General features: G+C 71.5%; 17 protein-coding genes. 6 read left to right on the top strand and 11 right to left on the bottom strand.

The genetic code is table 11. The features are described from left to right. The first annotated feature begins 100 nt into the window (after nucleotides 1–100). The 3 genes from ACIOEW_RS33840 to ACIOEW_RS33830 all read left to right on the top strand — a co-directional run bounded on the left by ACIOEW_RS33840 (nucleotide 101) and on the right by ACIOEW_RS33830 (nucleotide 2,433). On the top strand, nucleotides 101–1,396 hold the full coding sequence (locus ACIOEW_RS33840) for a protein kinase (protein WP_401968689.1): 1,296 nt from the start codon (nucleotides 101–103) through the stop codon (nucleotides 1,394–1,396). Between the two features lie 189 nt (nucleotides 1,397–1,585). After that, entirely contained in the window at nucleotides 1,586–1,894 is a 309-nt protein-coding gene (locus ACIOEW_RS33835) for a hypothetical protein (RefSeq protein WP_401968686.1), read from the top strand. Nucleotides 1,895–2,040: 146 nt separating this feature from the next. Continuing rightward, entirely contained in the window at nucleotides 2,041–2,433 is a 393-nt protein-coding gene (locus ACIOEW_RS33830; protein ID WP_362549622.1) for a hypothetical protein, read from the top strand. Between the two features lie 86 nt (nucleotides 2,434–2,519). Here the strand turns inward: ACIOEW_RS33830 and ACIOEW_RS33825 are convergent, their stop codons facing one another. From ACIOEW_RS33825 to ACIOEW_RS33790, 8 genes are all read right to left on the bottom strand, one after another. Beyond that, entirely contained in the window at nucleotides 2,520–3,419 is a 900-nt protein-coding gene (locus ACIOEW_RS33825) for a TrmH family RNA methyltransferase (protein ID WP_401968683.1), read from the bottom strand. 64 nt (nucleotides 3,420–3,483) lie between these two features. Next, the gene (cobA, locus tag ACIOEW_RS33820; RefSeq protein WP_362549629.1) at nucleotides 3,484–4,737 is read right to left on the bottom strand and encodes a uroporphyrinogen-III C-methyltransferase; all 1,254 of its coding nucleotides are present in this window, start codon (nucleotides 4,735–4,737) and stop codon (nucleotides 3,484–3,486) included. 309 nt (nucleotides 4,738–5,046) lie between these two features. Then, nucleotides 5,047–8,529, bottom strand: a complete 3,483-nt coding sequence (gene cobT, locus ACIOEW_RS33815; protein ID WP_401968680.1) for a nicotinate-nucleotide--dimethylbenzimidazole phosphoribosyltransferase — start codon at nucleotides 8,527–8,529, stop codon at nucleotides 5,047–5,049. Nucleotides 8,530–8,862: 333 nt separating this feature from the next. Beyond that, nucleotides 8,863–10,101 carry a precorrin-6y C5,15-methyltransferase (decarboxylating) subunit CbiE gene (gene cbiE, locus ACIOEW_RS33810; RefSeq protein WP_401968678.1) on the bottom strand — a complete coding sequence of 413 codons (1,239 nt, stop codon included), beginning with the start codon at nucleotides 10,099–10,101 and terminating at the stop codon, nucleotides 8,863–8,865. Nucleotides 10,102–10,217: 116 nt separating this feature from the next. Then, nucleotides 10,218–10,895: a GNAT family N-acetyltransferase gene (locus tag ACIOEW_RS33805; RefSeq protein ID WP_362549637.1), complete on the bottom strand. Its 678-nt coding sequence runs from the start codon at nucleotides 10,893–10,895 to the stop codon at nucleotides 10,218–10,220. Nucleotides 10,896–10,996: 101 nt separating this feature from the next. Then, nucleotides 10,997–11,863: a MetQ/NlpA family ABC transporter substrate-binding protein gene (locus ACIOEW_RS33800; protein WP_401968676.1), complete on the bottom strand. Its 867-nt coding sequence runs from the start codon at nucleotides 11,861–11,863 to the stop codon at nucleotides 10,997–10,999. A 72-nt stretch (nucleotides 11,864–11,935) separates the two neighbouring features. Further along, nucleotides 11,936–12,607, bottom strand: a complete 672-nt coding sequence (locus ACIOEW_RS33795; RefSeq protein WP_362549643.1) for a methionine ABC transporter permease — start codon at nucleotides 12,605–12,607, stop codon at nucleotides 11,936–11,938. Beyond that, nucleotides 12,604–13,662, bottom strand: coding sequence for an ATP-binding cassette domain-containing protein (locus ACIOEW_RS33790; protein WP_362549646.1), 1,059 nt, complete (start codon nucleotides 13,660–13,662; stop codon nucleotides 12,604–12,606). Before ACIOEW_RS33790 ends, ACIOEW_RS33795 begins: the two co-directional genes overlap by 4 nt. Before the next feature lie 624 nt (nucleotides 13,663–14,286). Between ACIOEW_RS33790 and ACIOEW_RS33785 the strand changes: the two genes are divergently transcribed. Next, a complete protein-coding gene (locus ACIOEW_RS33785; RefSeq protein ID WP_362549649.1) occupies nucleotides 14,287–14,646 on the top strand; it encodes a hypothetical protein in 360 nt (119 codons plus the stop codon). Nucleotides 14,647–14,648: 2 nt separating this feature from the next. Next, entirely contained in the window at nucleotides 14,649–15,095 is a 447-nt protein-coding gene (locus ACIOEW_RS33780; protein ID WP_362549652.1) for a hypothetical protein, read from the top strand. Nucleotides 15,096–15,368: 273 nt separating this feature from the next. On the opposite strand, the gene ACIOEW_RS33775 is transcribed toward ACIOEW_RS33780, so the two are convergent. From ACIOEW_RS33775 to ACIOEW_RS33765, 3 genes are all read right to left on the bottom strand, one after another. Next, entirely contained in the window at nucleotides 15,369–15,872 is a 504-nt protein-coding gene (locus tag ACIOEW_RS33775) for a GNAT family N-acetyltransferase (RefSeq protein ID WP_401968755.1), read from the bottom strand. A gap of 37 nt (nucleotides 15,873–15,909) precedes the next feature. Then, a complete protein-coding gene (locus ACIOEW_RS33770; RefSeq protein ID WP_401968671.1) occupies nucleotides 15,910–16,476 on the bottom strand; it encodes a sigma-70 family RNA polymerase sigma factor in 567 nt (188 codons plus the stop codon). A gap of 90 nt (nucleotides 16,477–16,566) precedes the next feature. Further along, a complete protein-coding gene (locus ACIOEW_RS33765) occupies nucleotides 16,567–17,733 on the bottom strand; it encodes a glycerophosphodiester phosphodiesterase (RefSeq protein ID WP_401968670.1) in 1,167 nt (388 codons plus the stop codon). Nucleotides 17,734–17,967: 234 nt separating this feature from the next. On the opposite strand from ACIOEW_RS33765, the gene ACIOEW_RS33760 reads away from it, so the two are divergent. Then, nucleotides 17,968–18,639, top strand: coding sequence for a lysophospholipid acyltransferase family protein (locus ACIOEW_RS33760; protein ID WP_350994084.1), 672 nt, complete (start codon nucleotides 17,968–17,970; stop codon nucleotides 18,637–18,639). The last annotated feature ends 63 nt before the right edge of the window (nucleotides 18,640–18,702 follow it).

Genomic DNA, 18,702 nt, shown 5'->3' with positions numbered 1-18,702 from the left:
CAATCGATTCTCCGGCGAGGGCGCGGCCTCTGAGCACCCCGGGCGGCGGGTACGTAAGCTGTGCCTCGTCAGGCGGACCAGGCAGCGGGGATGGGCAGACATGGCGATGATGCGGCTCCGGCGCGAGGACCCGCGTGTCGTCGGCTCGTTCAGGCTGCACCGGCGACTCGGGGCGGGCGGCATGGGTGTCGTCTACCTCGGCTCGGACCGGCGGGGCCAGCGGGTGGCGCTGAAGGTGATCCGGCCCGACCTGGCCGAGGATCAGGAGTTCCGTTCACGGTTCGCGCGCGAGGTGTCCGCCGCCCGGCGGATCCGCGGCGGCTGTACGGCACGCCTGGTCGCCGCGGACCTGGAGGCGGACCGCCCGTGGTTCGCGACGCAGTACGTTCCGGGGCCCTCGCTGCACGACAAGGTGGCCGAGGAGGGTCCGCTGTCGGCCGCGGAGGTGGCCTCGATCGGGGCCGCGCTCTCCGAGGGGCTGGTGGCGGTGCACGAGGCCGGTGTCGTCCACCGTGACCTGAAGCCGTCGAACATCCTCCTGTCCCCCAAGGGCCCGAGGATCATCGACTTCGGGATCGCCTGGGCGACCGGAGCGTCCACGCTCACGCACGTGGGTACGGCGGTGGGCTCGCCCGGCTTCCTCGCGCCCGAACAGGTGCGGGGCGCGGCGGTGACGCCCGCGACGGACGTCTTCTCCCTCGGTGCCACGCTGGCGTACGCGGCCATGGCCGATTCGCCTTTCGGGCACGGCAGTTCCGAGGTGATGCTGTACCGCGTGGTGCACGAGGAGCCTCAGCTGTACGACGTGCACGACGCGCTCGCTCCGCTGGTGAGCGCCTGTCTGGCGAAGGACCCGGAGGAGCGGCCCAGCACGCTGCAACTCTCCATGCGGCTCAAGGAGATCGCGGCGCGGGAAGCACAGGGTCTGCACGAGAGCCGGCCGCCCGCCCAGCGTTCGGCGCAGGAGGCCGACCGGCCGACGGGGCGCCTGGACGGCCCGTACACCGAACAGCAGACGCGTCGTGCGCCCGGCCCCGCTCCGGTGTCCCGGCCGCAGAGCCGGCAGGCGGCGCCGCGCCCGGCGTCGCCCCGCACGGGGGGTTCGCGGCCCGCACCGCAGCAGCCGCGCAATACGACACGTTCGGGCAAGAGGCCTCAGGGCGCGGTCGGGACGAACGGCAGGCCCGGTACCCGGCCCGGCACACGCTCGACGTCGACCGGCCGGCGTCCTGCCAATCCGCGGCTGCTGCGGCAGCGGTTGGTGGTCTTCGTCGTGGTGACGCTGCTGGTGGCGCTGGGTATCGCGGCGGCTCAGGGATGCCAGGGGCCGGCCCGTGGTCTCGGCGCGGGTCAGGACCAGGGGCAGAACCAGGTCCAGGTCCAGGGCGAGAAGTAGCCGCACGCTGCGGCGAACGCGGTGCCACAGTGCCGGCGTCAACGACGTGGTGAACGCCCGTCTCGTTCACCTCGTCGGCCTGAGGACGGATATCGCTCAAGGCACGCGACGGGCGGGATGATGCCGGCGGTCTCCGGACAAGGGCCGTCCACCGCGATCCACATGTGGTCCTCGGCGACCGTTCCGGATATGCAGGCAGTCTCGCCGGCCCGGATCCCGTACGAGGTGCGGCACTGGGCCGCCCCCCACCCCGGTCACCGACTCCCTCTCGCCGCCCACGAGCCGCAGGCCGCACCGGGCCGGGGCGACAGCGCACCGCGCAACGCCGACAACAACATCGGCCGCCGTACGGGAACACATGGTGCCGGACCGGCACAGGTCGTGGCTGTGCCGGGTCGGCACAGGTCGTGGCTGTGCCGGTCCGGCAGAGGTGGTGGCCCGATCACCCGGGTACGGGCACTCACCTTCGCCGAAGATGCTGCGAAGCGTCTACGCTGATCGGCCAACAGCTCCGTCTGATCGCCGAGTTGGAGCGATGGCGTCAGACGATGGGCCGATGCGGCCATGCTTCGGTCGGCCCGAGTTGTGCCAACCGTACGAAGAGTTGGCCAGGCCCGCCGAACGACGTGGGGAAGGGCGACGCCATGACGAACCGCAGGACTGCCCGCTGGGTGAAGGGCGTTGCCGTATCTGCGGTGTCCGCCGTCGGCTGCTATGAGATCTGGACGTCCTGCAGGGAGTGGGCGTTCGGTGTGGCAGCGGCCGACCAGGACGCGTTGCTCGGCGGGGGGTTCCTGGAGTTGCTGCTTGCGGGAGTCGCCGGGGTGCTGTCCATGCCCTTGCTGCTGTGGGCGGGAATGCGGGTGCTGAGGGAGCGCGGCAACCATCTGCTGGTCATGATCGGTGCGATGACCTGGATCTTCCTCGGGGGCCATGTGGTCGAGGACGGCGTCGGCACCGTCCCGGTCGCCGGGTTCCTGACCCTGTTCGCGGCGCTCGGGGGTCTGCTGTCCTGGGTCCGGACACAGGCCGAGTAGGCCGCCGGGTCGCCGCGGCGTTCCTGCGAGCTTGGGCCATCACCCAGGAGCTCGTGGCACGGTCACGATCCTCGGCTTCGGGACGGTCAGCCGGACGTCGCCCGGGTGGCGTAGAAGGCGACGGCAGAGGCAGCGGCCACGTTCAGGGAGTCGACACCGGCATCCATCGGGATGCGCACATGCTCGTCGGCGGCCAGTAGCGCCCCGGCCGACAGCCCCTCCCCCTCCGTGCCCAGCATCAGGGCAAGCTTCTCGTGACGGCGGCCGGCGAGCTCGTCGAGAGTGATGGAACTCGCCGAGATGGCGAGGGCCGCGAGCACGAAGCCGTCCTTCCGGATGACATCGGCGTCACGCGGCCATGACTCGAACCTGGCGTACGGCACAGCGAGAACAGCCCCCATGGACACCTTCACAGCCCGCCGGTAAAGGGGGTCGGCGCAGCGCGGGGTGAGGAATACGGCGTCCACGCCCAGAGCCGCCGCGTTACGGAAGGCCGCGCCCAGATTGGCATGATCGACGATGTCCTCGAAGATCGCGATACGACGTTGCCCAGCACGTTCCTGTGGACCCTGGGGCGATGTCGCGCCGGTGTCCGTCTGGTCGTCGACGGCCTCCGCGCCGTCCGTGCGACGGATCGTGCGGAGTAGTTCGTCGGCTGTCGGCAGCGGCTTGCGCTGCATGGAGGCGAGGGCTCCGCGATGCACGTGGTAGCCGGTGACGCGTTCGGCCAGTTCGGGGCTGACCGCGTAGACCGGCGCCGGAACCTCGTCGATCACGTCCCGCATCAGGTCGACCCACTTCGCCGAGAGCAGCATGGAGCGCATCTCGTACCCGGCGTGCCTGGCGCGTCTGATCACCTTCTCCCCCTCGGCGATGAAGAGGCCCTCGGCGGGCTCTCGCCTGCGCCGGAGCTCGACGTCGGTCAGACCGATGTAGTCGCTCAGGCGGGGGTCGTCGGGATCGTCGACGGTGATGAGATCAGCCACAGGTTGATACTGCCTTGTCCGGTGTGTGGTGCCAACGGTCTGGAGAAAGATCCGTTACCGATGGTTACTCTGCAGTTCGTACGGCCGCCTCGACGCCGACCGCGACGACATCGCCGATGACGATGACGGCGGGCGGGCGGACGTCCTCGGCAGCGGCTCGCTCGGCGACCGTCTCGAGCGTCGCGTCGACACGGCGCTGGGCGGCCGTGGTCCCTTCCTGGACCAGTGCGACCGGGGTCCGGGGAGACTTGCCGTGGGCAATGAGCGCGCGGGCGATGGCGCCGATCTTGTCGACGGCCATCAGGAGCACAAGGGTGCCGCGCAGCCGGGCGAGGGCCTCCCAGTCGACCAGCGAACGCTCGTCGTCGGGGGCCACGTGGCCGCTGACCACGGTGAACTCATGGGCGACACCGCGGTGGGTGACGGGGATGCCGGCGGCTCCGGGCACCGAGATCGAGCTGGAGATGCCCGGGACGACGGTGCACGGGATGCCTTCGGCCGCGAGCGCCTGGGCCTCCTCCATGCCGCGCCCGAAGACGAACGGGTCGCCGCCCTTGAGCCGGACGACCGCCTTGCCCGCCTTGGCGTGCTCGATCAGCGCGTTGTTGATCGCCTCCTGCGCCATGTAGCGGCCGTACGGGATCTTGGCGGCGTCGATCACCTCGACGTGCGGCGGGAGTTCGTCGAGCAGGTCGCGCGGGCCGAGCCGGTCCGCGATGACGACGTCGGCCTCGGCGAGGAGGCGGCGGCCGCGCACGGTGATCAGGTCCGGGTCGCCGGGTCCGCCGCCGACCAGAGAGACGCCGGGGGCCCGGGTGCGGTGGTGGGGGGCGGCGAGGGTGCCGTCGCGCAGGCCCTCGACGATGGCGTCGCGGACGGCGGCGGAGTGGCGCGGGTCCCGGCCGTGCGCGTCGGTGGTCAGCACCGCGACCGTCACGCCCTCGCTGCGGCCGGTGGCGGGGGTCCAGGCGGTGGCCGCGTCCGCGTTGTCGCTGCGGACGCACCAGGTGCGGGTGCGCTCGGCCTCGGCGGACGCGGTGTCGTTGGCCGCCGCGTCGTCGGATGCGATGAGGGCGTACCAGGTATCGGCCAGGTCGCCTTCGGCGTAAGGGCGGCGCTCCCAGCGGATCTCGCCGGCGTCCGCCATCGCCTCGACGGACGGGGTGGCGAACGGCGAAACGAGGACGATGTCGGCGCCGGCCGCGATGAGGGCGGGGAGGCGGCGCTGCGCGACCTGGCCGCCGCCGACGACGACTACGCGGCGCCCGCTCAGGCGCAGTCCGACGGGGTAGGCGGGGTGATCGACGTGCTCGGCCATGGCGGTGCGGGCTCCTCGTGCGATGCGGGGGCTGCGGCCGCTGCGGCGGTGGAGCGGCTGTGACGTGCGGTGTCGTGGGGCGGGGTTGAGCTGGGGCCACGATACGGGGTGCGGGGCGACGGGTGGCTGGCGTGGGCGCTTGGCGGGTGGCGGGTGGCGGGTGGCGGGCGTGGACGCCTGGCGGCCGACCTGTTCCCCTCCCCGTCCCTTCCCGTAACCGGGGTTCCGCCCCGGCCACAATCTGGGCCCCTCCGGCGATTGAGGAGCGGGGGGACGGGGGCAGCGCCCCCGGATCCCCCCGCGGCTGCGCTACTTCTCCGTGACGCCTGCCGAGTCGAACGTCGCCACCTCGTGCATCGCGCGGGCCGCGCTCTGCACGATCGGCAGCGCCAGCAGCGCGCCCGTGCCCTCGCCGAGGCGGAGGTCGAGGTCGACCAGCGGGCGCAGGCCCAGCTTGTTGAGCGCGGCGACGTGGCCGGGCTCGGCGCTGCGGTGGCCCGCGATGCAGGCCGCCAGGGCCTCCGGCGCGATGGCGCGTGCGACCAGGGCCGCTGCTCCCGCACTCACGCCGTCGAGGATGACCGGCGTGCGGAGTGAGGCACCGCCGAGCAGGAACCCGGCCATCGCGGCGTGCTCCAGGCCGCCCACGGCCGCCAGTACGCCGATCGGGTCGGCCGGATCCGGCTGGTGCAGATCGAGAGCGCGGCGCACCACATCGACCTTGCGGGCGTGCATCTCGTCGTTGATACCGGTGCCGCGGCCGGTCACCTCGGCCGGGTCCATCCCCGTGTACACACAGATCAGGGCGGCCGACGCCGTGGTGTTGGCGATGCCCATCTCGCCGGTCAGCAGGCCCTTGTTGCCTGCGGCGACCAGGTCGCGGGCGGTCTCGATGCCGACCTCGATCGCGGCCAGGACCTCCTCGCGGGTGAGCGCGGGTCCCGTTGTGAAGTCCGCCGTTCCGGCGCGCACCTTGCGGGGCAGCAGGCCGGGTGTCGCGGGCAGCTCCGAGGCCACGCCGACGTCGACGACACACACCTCGGCACCGACCTGGGCCGCGAATGCGTTGCAGACCGCGCCGCCGCCGAGGAAGTTGGCGACCATCTGGCCGGTGACCTCCTGCGGCCAGGCCGTGACGCCCTGGGCGTGCACGCCGTGGTCGCCCGCGAAGATCGCGACGGCCGCCGGCTCCGGGATCGGCGGCGGGCACATCCGGGAGAGCCCGGAGAGCTGGGCCGAGATGATCTCCAGCATGCCGAGCGCACCGGCCGGCTTGGTCATCCGCTTCTGGCGCTCCCACGCCTCGCCCAGCGCCTTGGCATCCAGGGGACGGATGCTGGAGATGGTCTCCTGGAGGAGGTCGTGCGGCTCCTCGCCGGGCAGGGCACGGCGGCCGTACGTCTCCTCGTGGACGACCCAGGACAACGGGCGCCGCTTGGACCAGCCCGCCTGCATCAGCTCCGGCTCCTCCGGGAACTCGTCGACGTAACCGACACAGAGGTACGCCACGACTTCGAGGTGCTCGGGCAGCCCCAGGGCACGGACCATCTCGCGCTCGTCGAAGAAGCTGACCCAGCCGACGCCGAGGCCTTCGGCGCGTGCGGCGAGCCAGAGGTTCTCGACGGCGAGCGCCGAGGAGTACGGGGCCATCTGCGGCTGGGTGTGCCGGCCGAGGGTGTGGCGGCCGCCGCGGGTGGGGTCAGCCGTGACGACGATGTTGACCGGGGTGTCGACGATCGCCTCGATCTTCAGTTCCTTGAACTGCTTCGCCCGTGCCTTGGGGAGCGACTTCGCGTACGCCTCGCGCTGGCGCTGCGCCAGTTCGTGCATGGAGCGGCGGGTCTCGGCAGAACGGATGACGACGAAGTCCCAGGGCTGCGAGTGCCCGACGCTGGGCGCCGTGTGGGCGGCCTCCAGGACCCGCAGGAGCACCTCGTGCGGGATGGGGTCGCTGCGGAAGCCGTTGCGGATGTCGCGGCGCTCGCGCATGACCCGCAGTACGGCCTCGCGCTCGGCGTCGTCGTAGCCGGGGGCGGGCGGCGAGGCGGCGGGCGCCTCTTCGGCCTCCGGCGCCGGGATGTCGGAGCCTTCGGGCTCGCCGGCCGTTACGGGAGCAGCGGCCGGGGCGGTCTCCACGGGCTCGGCCGCCAAGGCCGCGGGCTCGGGGGCCTCGGACTCGTCGGCCTCGGGCTGTACGGGCTCCGGGTGGCTGTCCGTGAGGTCCGGGGTCTCGATGACCTCGGGTCCCGTCTCCGCTTCGGCCACGACCACGGGTTCCGGGGTGGTGGTTGCGGTGACCGCCACCGCTTCCTCGGCCGCCTCGGTCACATCGGCCGTCCCGGACTCCGCGACGACGGCCACGGGCTCCTTCTGCGGCTCGGCCACAGGCGTCGGGGCCAGGTGGGGTGTGGTCGGCAGCGAGCCGGCCACGGGCACGAACCGGCCCAGGGACGCTCCGTCGGGCACCGGCTCCACCGGCGGCTGTTCGGCTGCCGCGACGTCGACGGGGACCGCCTCGGCCCGCGCTTCCGCGGCGGGTCCGGTCTCGGCAGGCACGGCCGGGGCGAGCAGGGCTTCGGCGGCCGGCTCCTCGCCGGGCGTGGCCTCGGCAGGCACGGCTTCGGCGGCCGGCTCCTCGGCGGGTACGGCCTCGACCGGGGCGACGGCCTCGGCAGGCGCGACGGCGTCGGCAGGCGTGACCTCGGCCGGTGCCACGTGCACGGGCGCGGCTTCCGCCGGGACCTCGGCCCGAGGGGCCTCCTCGGGCGTCTCGGCCGGGACCACGACCGCCTCGGGTGCGGTTACCGGCTCCTCGGCGAGGACGGTCACCGGCTCGACGGCTACCGGCTCGACGGGCTGCGCCACCGGCGCGGGCTCCTCCGCCTGCACCTCGGCCACGGGCGCCTCGGCCACCGCTTCCGCAACGGCCGGCTCCGGGACGACCGTTTCTGCTTCCGTCACCTCCGGTGCCGACGGCTCCGCCTCCACGGCGTCCGTGGCGGCAGCCAGGTCCGCGACCGGCACGGCGGCGTGCTGCGGCGCCTGGGCCGCCCACTGGCCCGCACCCTGCGGCGGGATCTCGCCGAGCTGCGGTCCCGGGAGCGCGGCGACCTCGTCGGCCGGCAGCTCGAAGTACTCGGGTTCGGCGGTGGCCGGTCCGGCGTGCCGTGCGGGCGCCTGAACGGCAGCCTGCATCTGGGGCTGGGTCTGCGGCTGCGGCGTACCCGCCGGGCCCCGGTCGGCCAGCGAACGGACCACGCCTCCGGACGTACCACCGTAGGAGGGGCCGGATTCGGATGCCGGGCCGCGGTGCAGCGGGCGGCGCACGGGTGCCTGGGCCACGGGAACCTGGGCCTGCGCCGGTGCGGGGACGGGCGACGGGATGCGCACACCGCCGAGGTCGACGTGCCCGGAGTTGCGGCCACCGGACTCGTGGGTTCCCTGGGCGCTCTCGTGGAACGACTCGGCGGCCCGCTGCATGGCGTACGCCGGGACCTGCTCCTGGAACTGGGCCGGGGCCTGCGCCCCGCCGAGGTCCTGATACATGTTCTGCGGCTGCGGAGCGGGGCCGGGCTGGTACCCGCCGCCCTGCTCGGGCAGTGGTGCCTGGCCGGTCTGAGGTTCGCTCCAGGCGCCCTGGGGGCTCGGCATCAGCAGGAGGTCGTCGTCCTCGGACGCATGCTCGGAGGGGTCGAGGAAGGTGTAAGCGTCCGGGGCGGGGATGCCCGTCTGCTCCACCATGCCTGCGTTCTCCGGCAGTCCCTCGCCCGGGATCTGGCCGGTGTCACTCATGCGTACCCCTCGCCCATCGTCAGTGCTCCTTCGGCCCTTCGCCCGGGACGCCCGAACACGGCACGCCGGTGCTCGTCCCATGGGACGAGCGGGCGCGCCGCGCGGCACGAGTCGGTCGCGGACATACTGCATTCTCGCGGCCGTTCGCCGCCGCGGCAGTTCATTTCGCCACGGCTCGCTGTGGACTACGCCACGTTGCGCGTCCCCCGGTCCTGCCGTACCACAACCGGGGCCAAAACAGTCCCCTTTTCCGGACATTGACGAACGAAGCGACGAACGTCCGGGCGCGGTGCAACGATCGGCCAGCCTACCTCGCACCGCATGCCGACCGGGTCAGGGGGCAAGGTCCGAACGCAGTGCGGAAAGCAGGAAGACGACTGTGCGTTCGCGCTCCGACCATGCGGCCGTGTCGAGTTCGACGGACTGGAGGAGGGAGCAGGCGACCGTGTAACCGTTCTCCGCGAGAGCCGCGCCCAGCGCCTCGGCCTCGTCCCGGGTCGACGCGTGCGTCACGATCCGCTCGGGCCTGCGGTCGGCGACGGCGATGACGACAGGGGCGCCGCCGCCCCCGATCCGCACCACGTCGGGCTCGGGCAGCCGTTCCAGCACGTGCGGGGCCCGGCCCTCGACGACCTGGAGCTGGACTCCGAAGGCCCGGGCGGCCGCGGTGGTCCGGGCGCAGGCGTCCGGGTCGCTGTCGACGGCCAGGACCGCCGCGCCGAAGCGCGCGGCCTCCACGGCCAGGGCGCCGCTGCCGGAACCGATGTCCCAGAGCAGGTCGCCGGTCCGGGGTCCGAGGTGGGCGAGTTGGGCGGCGCGGAGACCGGGGGCCTCGCCCTCGCCGCTCTCGCCCGCGGCGTCCGCCCCGGCGCCCCGGTAGGCGTCGGCGGGCAGCGCCCAGCCACGTACGCCCTGGGGGTAGGCGGGGTGGCGGCCGGCGATCCAGGCTCCTTCGGCCCGCTGTTCGGGGCCTCCCCCGATGACGATGACGACGTTGGGGTCGCGCCAGACGTGGTCGGCGGCGGCGTCGGAGGTGACGACGGTGACCTGTTCGCGGTCGGTGCCGAGCTCCTCGCAGATGACGAAAGTGCGGTGGACGCCTTCGAGCAGGAGGGCGAGTTCGGCGGGTCCGGCACCGGGCGAGGTGAGGACGGCGACCTTGTGGTGGGCGCGGCAGACGTTCACGGCGCGGCGCAGGGTGCGGGGGTGGGCGACGACCGTCTGGGCGTCCTCCCACGGCATGCCGGCGCGGGCGAAGGCGGTGGCGACGGAGGAGACCGCGGGCACCACTTCGACTTCGAGCCCGTGCTCGGGTGCGCGCAGTGTGCGGACGACACCGAAGAATCCGGGGTCTCCGTCGGCGAGGACCACGGCGCTGCCGCGGTGGCCGGCGATCCGGCGGGCCGCGAGGTCGACGGAGCCGAGGCGGATCCGCTCCGCGCCGTGCGGGACTTCGGGCAGCGCGAGGTGGTGGGCGGCGCCGGCGACGAGGGTGGCGGCCGAGAGCGCCGCCGTGGCCGCTCTGGTCAGTGGCGAGCCGTCCCAGCCGATCACTGTGACCCGGTCGGCCATCTGTCGTCAGTCTCCTGGAGTTGTCGCAGGTGGGGTGGGTTGCCCGGGGTGGGGCAGGGTGAGGCTACCCGGTCCGGACCAGCGCGGCGTCGGTGCCCCGGGAAAGCCGGATGCTCTCAGTTCCAGTCGTTGTAGGTGCCGTAGCCGCCCGCGTCGGCGAGCTCTTCGGCGACCCCTTCGAGGTCCTCGGGAAGCAGGCCCCAGACGATCAGATCGGTCCTGATGTCGGTCCATCCTCCGTCCTCGGTCTGTGAACGGGCTATGCGGGCGTTGCGCAGGACTCCCTCGCTGATGCAGCCGAGCTTCTGCGCGACCTGCTGGGAGGCGGTGTTGTCGGCGGCGGTGCGCAGTTCGATGCGCTCGAAGGCCTGGTCGCGGAAGAGCCACTGGGCCAGGGCCAGGACCGCCTCGGTCGCGTAGCCCTCGCCGCGCGCCCACGGGGCGGTGATGTAGGCGGCCTCGGTGGCGCGGGTGCGCCAGTCGGTGTTGCGCAGCCGGACCGAGCCGACGAGGCGCTGGGTGAGGAACTCGGTGACGGCGAGCACGATGCCGTCGCCCTTGGTCCGTTGCGCAGGGGCGATCCTGCGGACCCAGCGTTCGGCGTCCACCTGGGCGTAGGGGTGGGGCGCCTCGGTCCAGGCGACGACGAGTTCGTCGTTCATCATCTCGATGTACGCGGGGACGTCAGCCATGTCGAACGGGCGCAGCACCAACCGGTCCGTGCTGATGGAGATGTCCGGAAAGGTGGAAGTCATGCGCAGCTCCATGCCGAAGACCGTGTAAAGGCACAGCATGCAGCATCGGGCGGAGCTTGTGCATGGCCGGGTCGGCACGACGGAGCCCCGCGCACCCGGGCGGGGTGTGCGGGGCTCGTCGGACAAGTGCCGTGCCGGAGTCAGGACTTGGCTGCGGTCCCGAAGGCCGGGATGACCGAGCCCTGGTAGTTGTCCTCGATGAACTTCTTGACCTCGTCGGAGTGGAGGAGCTTCACGAGCTTCTCCACGCGGGCGTCCTTCTCGTTGCCCTTCTTCACCGCGATGATGTTGGCGTACGGGTTGCCGTCGGCCTTCTCCAGCACCAGGGCGTCCTTGGCGGGCTTGAGGTCGGCCTCGATGGCGTAGTTGCCGTTGATGACCGCGGCGTCCACGTCGTTCAGGGCGCGGGGGACGGTTGCGGCCTCCAGCTCCTTGAACTCCAGGCCCTTCTTGTCGGTGATGTCACTCAGCTTGGCGCTGGTGCCGACGCCGTCCTTGAGGGTGATCAGGCCGTTCTCGGCGAGGAGCTGGAGCGCACGGCCCTCGTTGGTGGTGTCGTTGGGGACGGCGATGGTCTGGCCGGACTTGATGTCGCCCAGGTCCTTGACCTTCTTGGAGTAGAGGCCGAGGGGCTCCAGGTGGACGGTGCCTACGGAGACCAGGTGGGTGTTGTTCTTCTTGTTGAAGTCGTCCAGGTAGGGCTGGTGCTGGAAGAAGTTGGCGTCGACCTGGCCGGTCTCGGTGGCGGTGTTCGGCAGGACGTAGTCCGTGAACTCCTTGACCTCCAGCTTGAGGCCAGCCTTCTCCGCCAGGTTCTTCTTGACGAAGTCCAGGATGTCGGCGTGTGGCGTCGGGGACGCGGCGACGACGAGGGCCTTGGAGGTGTCGGCGTTGGCGCCGGTCCCGGACTTGGACGCCGGGTCGGAGTCCGTGCCGCAGGCGGTGAGGCCGAAGGCGAGAGCGGCGGCGGCGGCGGCAGCTGCGGTGATCTTGATGTTCTTACGCACGAAGAGTGCCTCTTTCGGTGGTGATGGTGGTGCGCCCGGACAAGGAGTGCGGGCTTGTGGAGGAGAGAAGTCTCAGGAGGTGGTGCGGCCGCGGCGGGCCAGCAGGCGTACGGCTCCGTCGCCGATCAGCTGGATCACGGTCACGATGACGATCAGCAGCGCGACGGTGATGAGCATGAACTGGTTGTCGAAGCGCTGGAATCCGTAGGTGACGGCCTTGGATCCGAGCCCTTCGCCGCCGACCGCGCCGGCCATCGCGGAGTAGCCGATGAGCACGATGACGGTGGTGGTGACACCGGAGACGAGGGACGGCAGCGCCTGCGGCAGCAGGACCTTGCGGACGATCGTGGGAATGGAGCCACCCATGGACTGGACGGCTTCGACGAGCCCGTGGTCGACCTCGCGCACCGCCGTCTCGACGAGCCGGGCGAAGAACGGAATGGCGCCCACGGCGAGCGGCACGATCATCGCGGTCGGGCCGATGAAGGTCCCGACGACCCAGGTGGTGAAGGGGATCAGGGCGATCAGCAGGATGATGAACGGCAGCGAGCGGCCGATGTTCACGATCACGCCGATGACCTTGTTCACCGGGGTGTTCTGCAGCAGTCCGCCCTTGTCGGTGAGGACGAGCAGGACGCCGAGCGGCAGTCCGACCAGGATGGTGACGGCCGCGGACCACAGGACCATGTAGAGGGTGTCGACGGTGCCCTGCGTGAGCAGCGGCTGCATTTCGGACCAGGTCACTTCGCCACCTCCTTGGTGAGCGGTGCGGGGATGATGACGGGTTCGGCGTCTGTGCCGTCGACGACCTCGGCCTGCAGTCCCTGCTCGCGCAGGAAGCCGATCGGGACGACGTTCTCCTCGAACCGGCCGGGCAGCTCGATGCGCATCCGGCCGATCTGCTTGCCGCCGACGGTGTCCATCGCGGCACCCAGGATCGAGATGTCGATGTTGTACGTACGGGAGAGCTGCGAGATCACCGGCCGGCCGGCCGCGTCACCGTGGAAGGTGACGTCGACGACCGTGCGGTCGGGGCCGGAGGCGGTGCCCCCGACGGGGAACAGCTCGTGGGCGAGTTCGGAGCCGGGGGTGGCGAGCAGGTCGCCGACGGTTCCGGACTCGACGATGCGCCCCTTCTGCATCAGCGCGGCGGAGTCGCAGATCGTCTTGACGACGTCCATCTCGTGCGTGATGAGCAGGACGGTGAGACCGAGCTGCTGGTTGAGGTCGCGCAGCAGTTGGAGGATGGAGCGGGTGGTCTCGGGGTCCAGGGCCGATGTCGCCTCGTCGGAGAGCAGCACCTTGGGGTCACCGGCGAGTGCGCGGGCGATACCGACGCGCTGCTTCTGGCCGCCGGAGAGCTGCGCCGGGTAGGCCTTGGCCTTGTCGGCGAGGCCGACCAGGTCGAGGAGTTCGAGCGCCTTGCGGGACCGTTCGCGGCCGGTGACTCCGAGGATCTCCAGCGGGAGCTCCACGTTGCCCTGGACGGTGCGGGAGGCCAGCAGGTTGAAGTGCTGGAAGACCATGCCGATGCGGCTGCGGGCCTCGCGCAGTTCCTTGCCGGCCCGGCGGCCGCGGCCCGCGAGAGCGGTGAGGTCCTGGCCTGCCACGGTCACGGTGCCGGAGGTGGGGCGCTCCAGCAGGTTGACGCAGCGGATGAGGGAGGATTTACCGGCGCCGCTCTGCCCGATGACGCCGTACACCTCGCCCTCACGGACGTGCAGGTCGACGCCGTCCAGGGCGGTGACCTCACGGTCGCGCGACTGGTAGACCTTCGTGAGGCCCGTAGTGGTGATCACAGGGTTTCCGTCACTGTCGAGTGCGCGGCGCGGTGTCCGCCGGGCACGGGGCATTCGTCCGGTGAGACTGTCCGGACGTTTCGATCGGACGTTCCGAGCGGGTGTCCCGGCACGGCCGGTACGCGGCGATGGCCGCGGGGCAGCGTGCGGGGAGGCGCGTTCCGCTGGGTGCGGACGGCTCGGGCTCGGTCTCGCTTCGGGGCGCGAGGCTCAGTCGTGGGCCCTCAGAAGGCGCGCATTCGACACATACAACGAGCACCGGGCGTCGTGATCGCCTCGGTCGCAAGGGTGCGGCTGCTCATCGTGGTCATGCGCCAAGTAAAACAGACGCGAGGTTCCCGCCGAACCGGCTGTCCGGATAGCGGACAGCCGTGGATGGTTCGGGAACTGGGGCCGACCGGCCGTGGAGCGCTCCGGCCATACCGCCGTGACCTGCATCGATGCGAGGGGTGAGCCCTTCGCGGCACCGTCCTTCACCGGCCGGGGACGCAGAGGTTTGTGGCCAAGACCACGATCGCCCGCCCGTCCGCCCGGCCCGGCCACGGGCCCTCGTTCCCACTGGCGGCCACGTGCGGGCACGGGGGCGCACGCAACGGCCCCCGCGGCCCGTAATACCCTCGGCTCATGCTTGACGCCCTGACGATCGCGGTCGGCGTGGCCGCCCTGGCCCTCGCCGCCTGGTGCGGATTCGCCGCCTACCGGGACCAGCCGACCAAGGACTGGCACTTCATCGGAATGGCCGTGGTCTCGCTGCTGGCGCTGGCCCAGCTGGTGGTGGGGATCGTGCAGATGGCCCGCGGCGAGCGGCCGGAGCAGGGCATGACCATCTTCATCGCGTATCTGATCGGGGCCTTCCTCGCCGTACCTGCGGCGGGCTTCCTTTCGCTGAGCGAGCGGACCCGGTGGGGTTCGGTGACGGTGGCGGCGGGCGCGGTCGTGCTGGCCGTTCTCGAAGTGCGGCTCTACGACATCTGGGGAAACTGACCGTGACCGACACCGATCGCACCCCCGCAGCGGCCGCCGGCGAGAAGCAGCCCTTCGATCTGGGCACCGGCCCGGGGCGGGTACTGGTCTGGTTCTACGGCGTGTTCACCGTGGCGGCGGCGTCCCGCGCGATCGTCGAGATGATCCTGCACTTCGGGAAGGCCCCCCTGGCCTATGTACTGTCGGCCGCCGCCGCTGCCGTCTACGGCTTCATCACCTACTCGCTGGTGCGCGGGGGCGAGAGGGCGCGCCGGACGGCGCTGGTGTGCTGCGCCGCCGAGCTGGCCGGGGTGCTGATCGTGGGTACGTGGACGCTGGTCGAGCCCTCGGCGTTCTCGGACGCCACGGTCTGGTCGTACTTCGGCCGGGACTACCTGTTCATCCCGGTGATCCTTCCGGTCACCGGGATGATGTGGCTGCGCCGCTCGCGGTCGGGCGAGAGGCCCTGAGGGCTGTCCCGCAGTTCCTGGCGGGCGCACGACGACAGCCACGGCGCCTCGCCGCGTTGTCGGAACACCCGAGTACATCCAGCGTCCGGGCGCCCCTCCGCCTTGCGATGCACCGCATCCGACGCCGCGCACTGGTCCACCAGGAATCGCGGGACGGCTTCCACGACCTCGTGCGCGACCGGAGCCGTCGCTGCGTCCGCGCAGGTCAACGGCTCGGGCGCCATGACGACGCAAGCCGTTGACCTGCGGCGGTGCCTGCCGTGCACGAGGTCGTCAGGCGCTCGTCACATAGGCGGTCGCCGAGGCCTCCTTCTCCAGGAGGATCATCCGGACGCCGTCCTGACCGGTGGCGTTGCCGACGGGGGCGTAGCCCGCGCGCCGGTAGAGCCGCAGATTGCTTTCGCTCCGGTGCCCGGTGTGCAGCCGGAAGCGAGTGGCCGACCGCTGGTCGGTGAGTCCTGCCTCCGCCGCGCCCAGCAGGCGGGCGCCGAGCCCGTGCCCCTGGAGCCGGGGGTGGACGCAGAGCTTCCCGATCTGTCCGGTGCCGTCCTGGTCCGCAGTACCACGTACCGAACCGACGACTTCCTCGCCGAGCCGCGCCACGAACACCAGGTTCGTGGCGATTTCGGCACGTACCGAGTCGAGGGTCTGGACGAGGGGATCGATCCGGTAGTTCCCGTACAGCTCCGCCTCGCTCTGAAAACAGAGGTACTGGAGTTTCAAGACCTGCTCGGCGTCCTGTGCCTTCGCCGCCGAGATGATCACGCTCATGCCCATCTGCGCATGCCTCTCGCTCACCTGATCCGCCGGTTGTCTACCGCTCCTTTCCCCGCAGTTCAGGAGCTACAACCTCCGCCGCCAGCATTCTGCGCAGACATCCAAGGCATCGGGAACGGATCGGACCCAAACTCCCCTGTGACATACCCAACTCCCCTGCGATTTCCCGGTAGGTGGGATCGCCCGGGGCGAGCAGCGCGTGCAGTAAGCGAGCGCAGGGGCCCGGGAGCCGGTCCACGGCAGCGTGCAGCACCCGACGTTGGTCGGCGCCGAGGGCGGCCCGCTCCGGGCAGCCGGAGAGGTCGGCTGCGGCCTCGTCACGGTAGGGGCGCTCACGCCGGGCGGTGCGGCGGGCCCGGCGGGCCTCCGCCCTGACGGCGTCCCGCACCCACCGGGCGGGGTTCGCGGGCAGCCCCTGGTCTACCAGCCGCTCCAGCAGCCGCAGCCAGACGGCCTGTTCGAGATCGGCGGGGTCGACGGCCGCGCCGGTGGCGAATGCCGCGGCCTCCGCCGTCGCCTCGGCTCTGACCAGTGGATGGAGCGTGCGGACGACGGCGGTCGCGCCCGGGGCCGGCAGGGCCTGAGGAAGATCGATAAGCGTCACGTCCCCACCCGACCCGCTGTACCGGCCGAGGGTTGCCGAACCTGCCGGGACCACCCGACCGGGGCACGCCCCGGCCGGGTGCTGACGCCGCTACTCGCCTGCGAAGTCCGCCGCCGCGAGCAGCGCCGTGTCCGGGTTGTCGGAGAAGATCCCGTCGATTCCCGTGGCGAAGTACGCCGCGAAGGCGCCGAAGGCGTCGCCGTAGGCGTTCGGGTCCGTGCCCCGGCGGAAGTCGGCGGGCAGGAAGGTGTTCTCGTTGCGCATCGTGTACGGGTGCAGGATCAGGCCCTGCGCGTGCGCGTCCCGCACCAGGGTGGTGGGCGTGGTGAGCCGGCCCGCGCCGTCCTTGGGGATGATCAGGTCCAGGGTGGGACCGATGCCCTGGGCGAAGGACGCCATCCACCGCAGGCCGGCGGGCTTCACCAGGTCGTCGGTGGTGCGCGGGTCGCCGGAGGCGACGAAGTCCCAGGGCTTGGACCCGGCGCCCGAGAGCAGCACGACGCGCGGGGTGGCGACGAGCTTCGACAGCCGCTGGATGCTGCCGGGTTCGAAGGACTGAAGGATGAGCGGCGACTGCGCGCGGTGCCGGTTGTAGCGGCGCAGCAGCTTGGCCAGCGGCTCCTCCAGGCCGAGGCCCAGGCCGCGGAAGTAGGTGGGGTGCTTGGTCTCGACGTACAGCCAGACGGGCTTTCCGCGCCTGCGGCCCTCACGGTCGGCCCAGCGCAGGACCTCTTCGAAGGTGGGAACCTCCCAGCGGCCGTCGTACAGCGTGTTCTTCTGGCGGTTGCCGGGGATGCGCTCCTTGGCCCGCAGCGTCTTCAGCTCGGCGAGGGTGAAGTCCTCCGTGAACCAGCCGGTCAGCGGGATGCCGTCGACCGTCTTCGTCGTCCGGCGGCTCGCGAACTCGGGGTGGGCGGAGACATCGGTGGTGGCGGTGATGTCGTTCTCGTGGCGGCATACGAGATGGCCGTCGCTGGTCGGCACCAGGTCCTGCTCGATGATGTGCGCGCCCATGTCGAGAGCCAGCTGGTAGGAGCCGAGCGTGTGCTCGGGGCGGTAGCCGCTGGTACCGCGGTGGCCGATGACGGTCGGCACCGGCAGGTCGAGGCGGTGGCCGCCATGCCCGGCGGACGCGCCCGCGGACTTCCCTGCCGCCTGCGCCGTTCCGGTGACACCGAGGGCCGCGGTGCCGAGTACCGCGGCGCCCACGCCCATGACGGTCCGTCGTCCGGGACCGGCCTGCGCACGCTCTGTCATGAATGCTCCTCGCATATGATGTCCGGCACCTGTCGGGCGAGGACCGAGCGTAGGCAGCGGTGCGGTCCGGACGGCGCCATCTGGACGAACATCGCGCAAACACACGTCAACACTGCGTATCCGCTGGGTGAACCCGATGTGCGATCAGCGAGTACCCGCGAGTATCGTCCTCACCTGCATGGACCCTCTCCATTCGTCACCTCGGCCGGCCCGGCCACTACACCGGAGGAACCGTTGTCCCGACTCGCACTCATCAAGGCAGTGCTCGGACCGATCCTGCGTCTGCTGTTCCGCCCCCAGGTGGAAGGCGCCCAGAACATTCCGGGGACCGGGCCGGTGATTCTCGCGGGCAACCATCTGACGTTCATCGATTCGATGATCATGCCGATCTGCTGCGACCGGCCGGTGTTCTACATCGGCAAGGACGAGTACGTGACCGGCAAGGGCCTCAAGGGCCGTCTGATGGCCTGGTTCTTCACCGGCAGCGGCATGATCCCGGTGGACCGGGACGGCGGCCGGGGCGGTGTCGCGGCGCTGATGACGGGCCGCCGGGTGCTGGAGGAGGGCAAGGCCTTCGCGATCTACCCGGAGGGCACCCGCTCCCCCGACGGCCGCCTCTACCGGGGCCGTACGGGCATCGCGCGGCTGACGCTGATGACGGGTGCCCCGGTGGTGCCGTTCGCGATGATCGGTACGGACAAGCTGCAGCCGGGCGGCGCCGGACTGCCGCGGCCGGGCAAGGTCACGGTCCGCTTCGGCGAGGCGATGGAGTTCTCGCGCTACGAGGGCATGGACCGCGACCGCTATGTGCTGCGGGCGGTGACGGACTCCGTGATGGCCGAGGTGATGCGGCTGTCCGGCCAGGAGTACGTCGACATGTATGCGACGAAGGCCAAGGCCGCCTGAGGCGCGACGGCACGGAACGACAGGAAGGGCCCGTACCCCGGTACGGGCCCTTCCGCATGCCCG

Source organism: Streptomyces sp. NPDC087901, from assembly GCF_044742205.1.
In the GTDB taxonomy this organism is placed as follows: Bacteria; Actinomycetota; Actinomycetes; order Streptomycetales; family Streptomycetaceae; genus Streptomyces.
The sequence above is the reverse complement of the archived record's forward strand: the minus strand, read 5'-3'. Positions and strand labels throughout refer to the sequence as shown.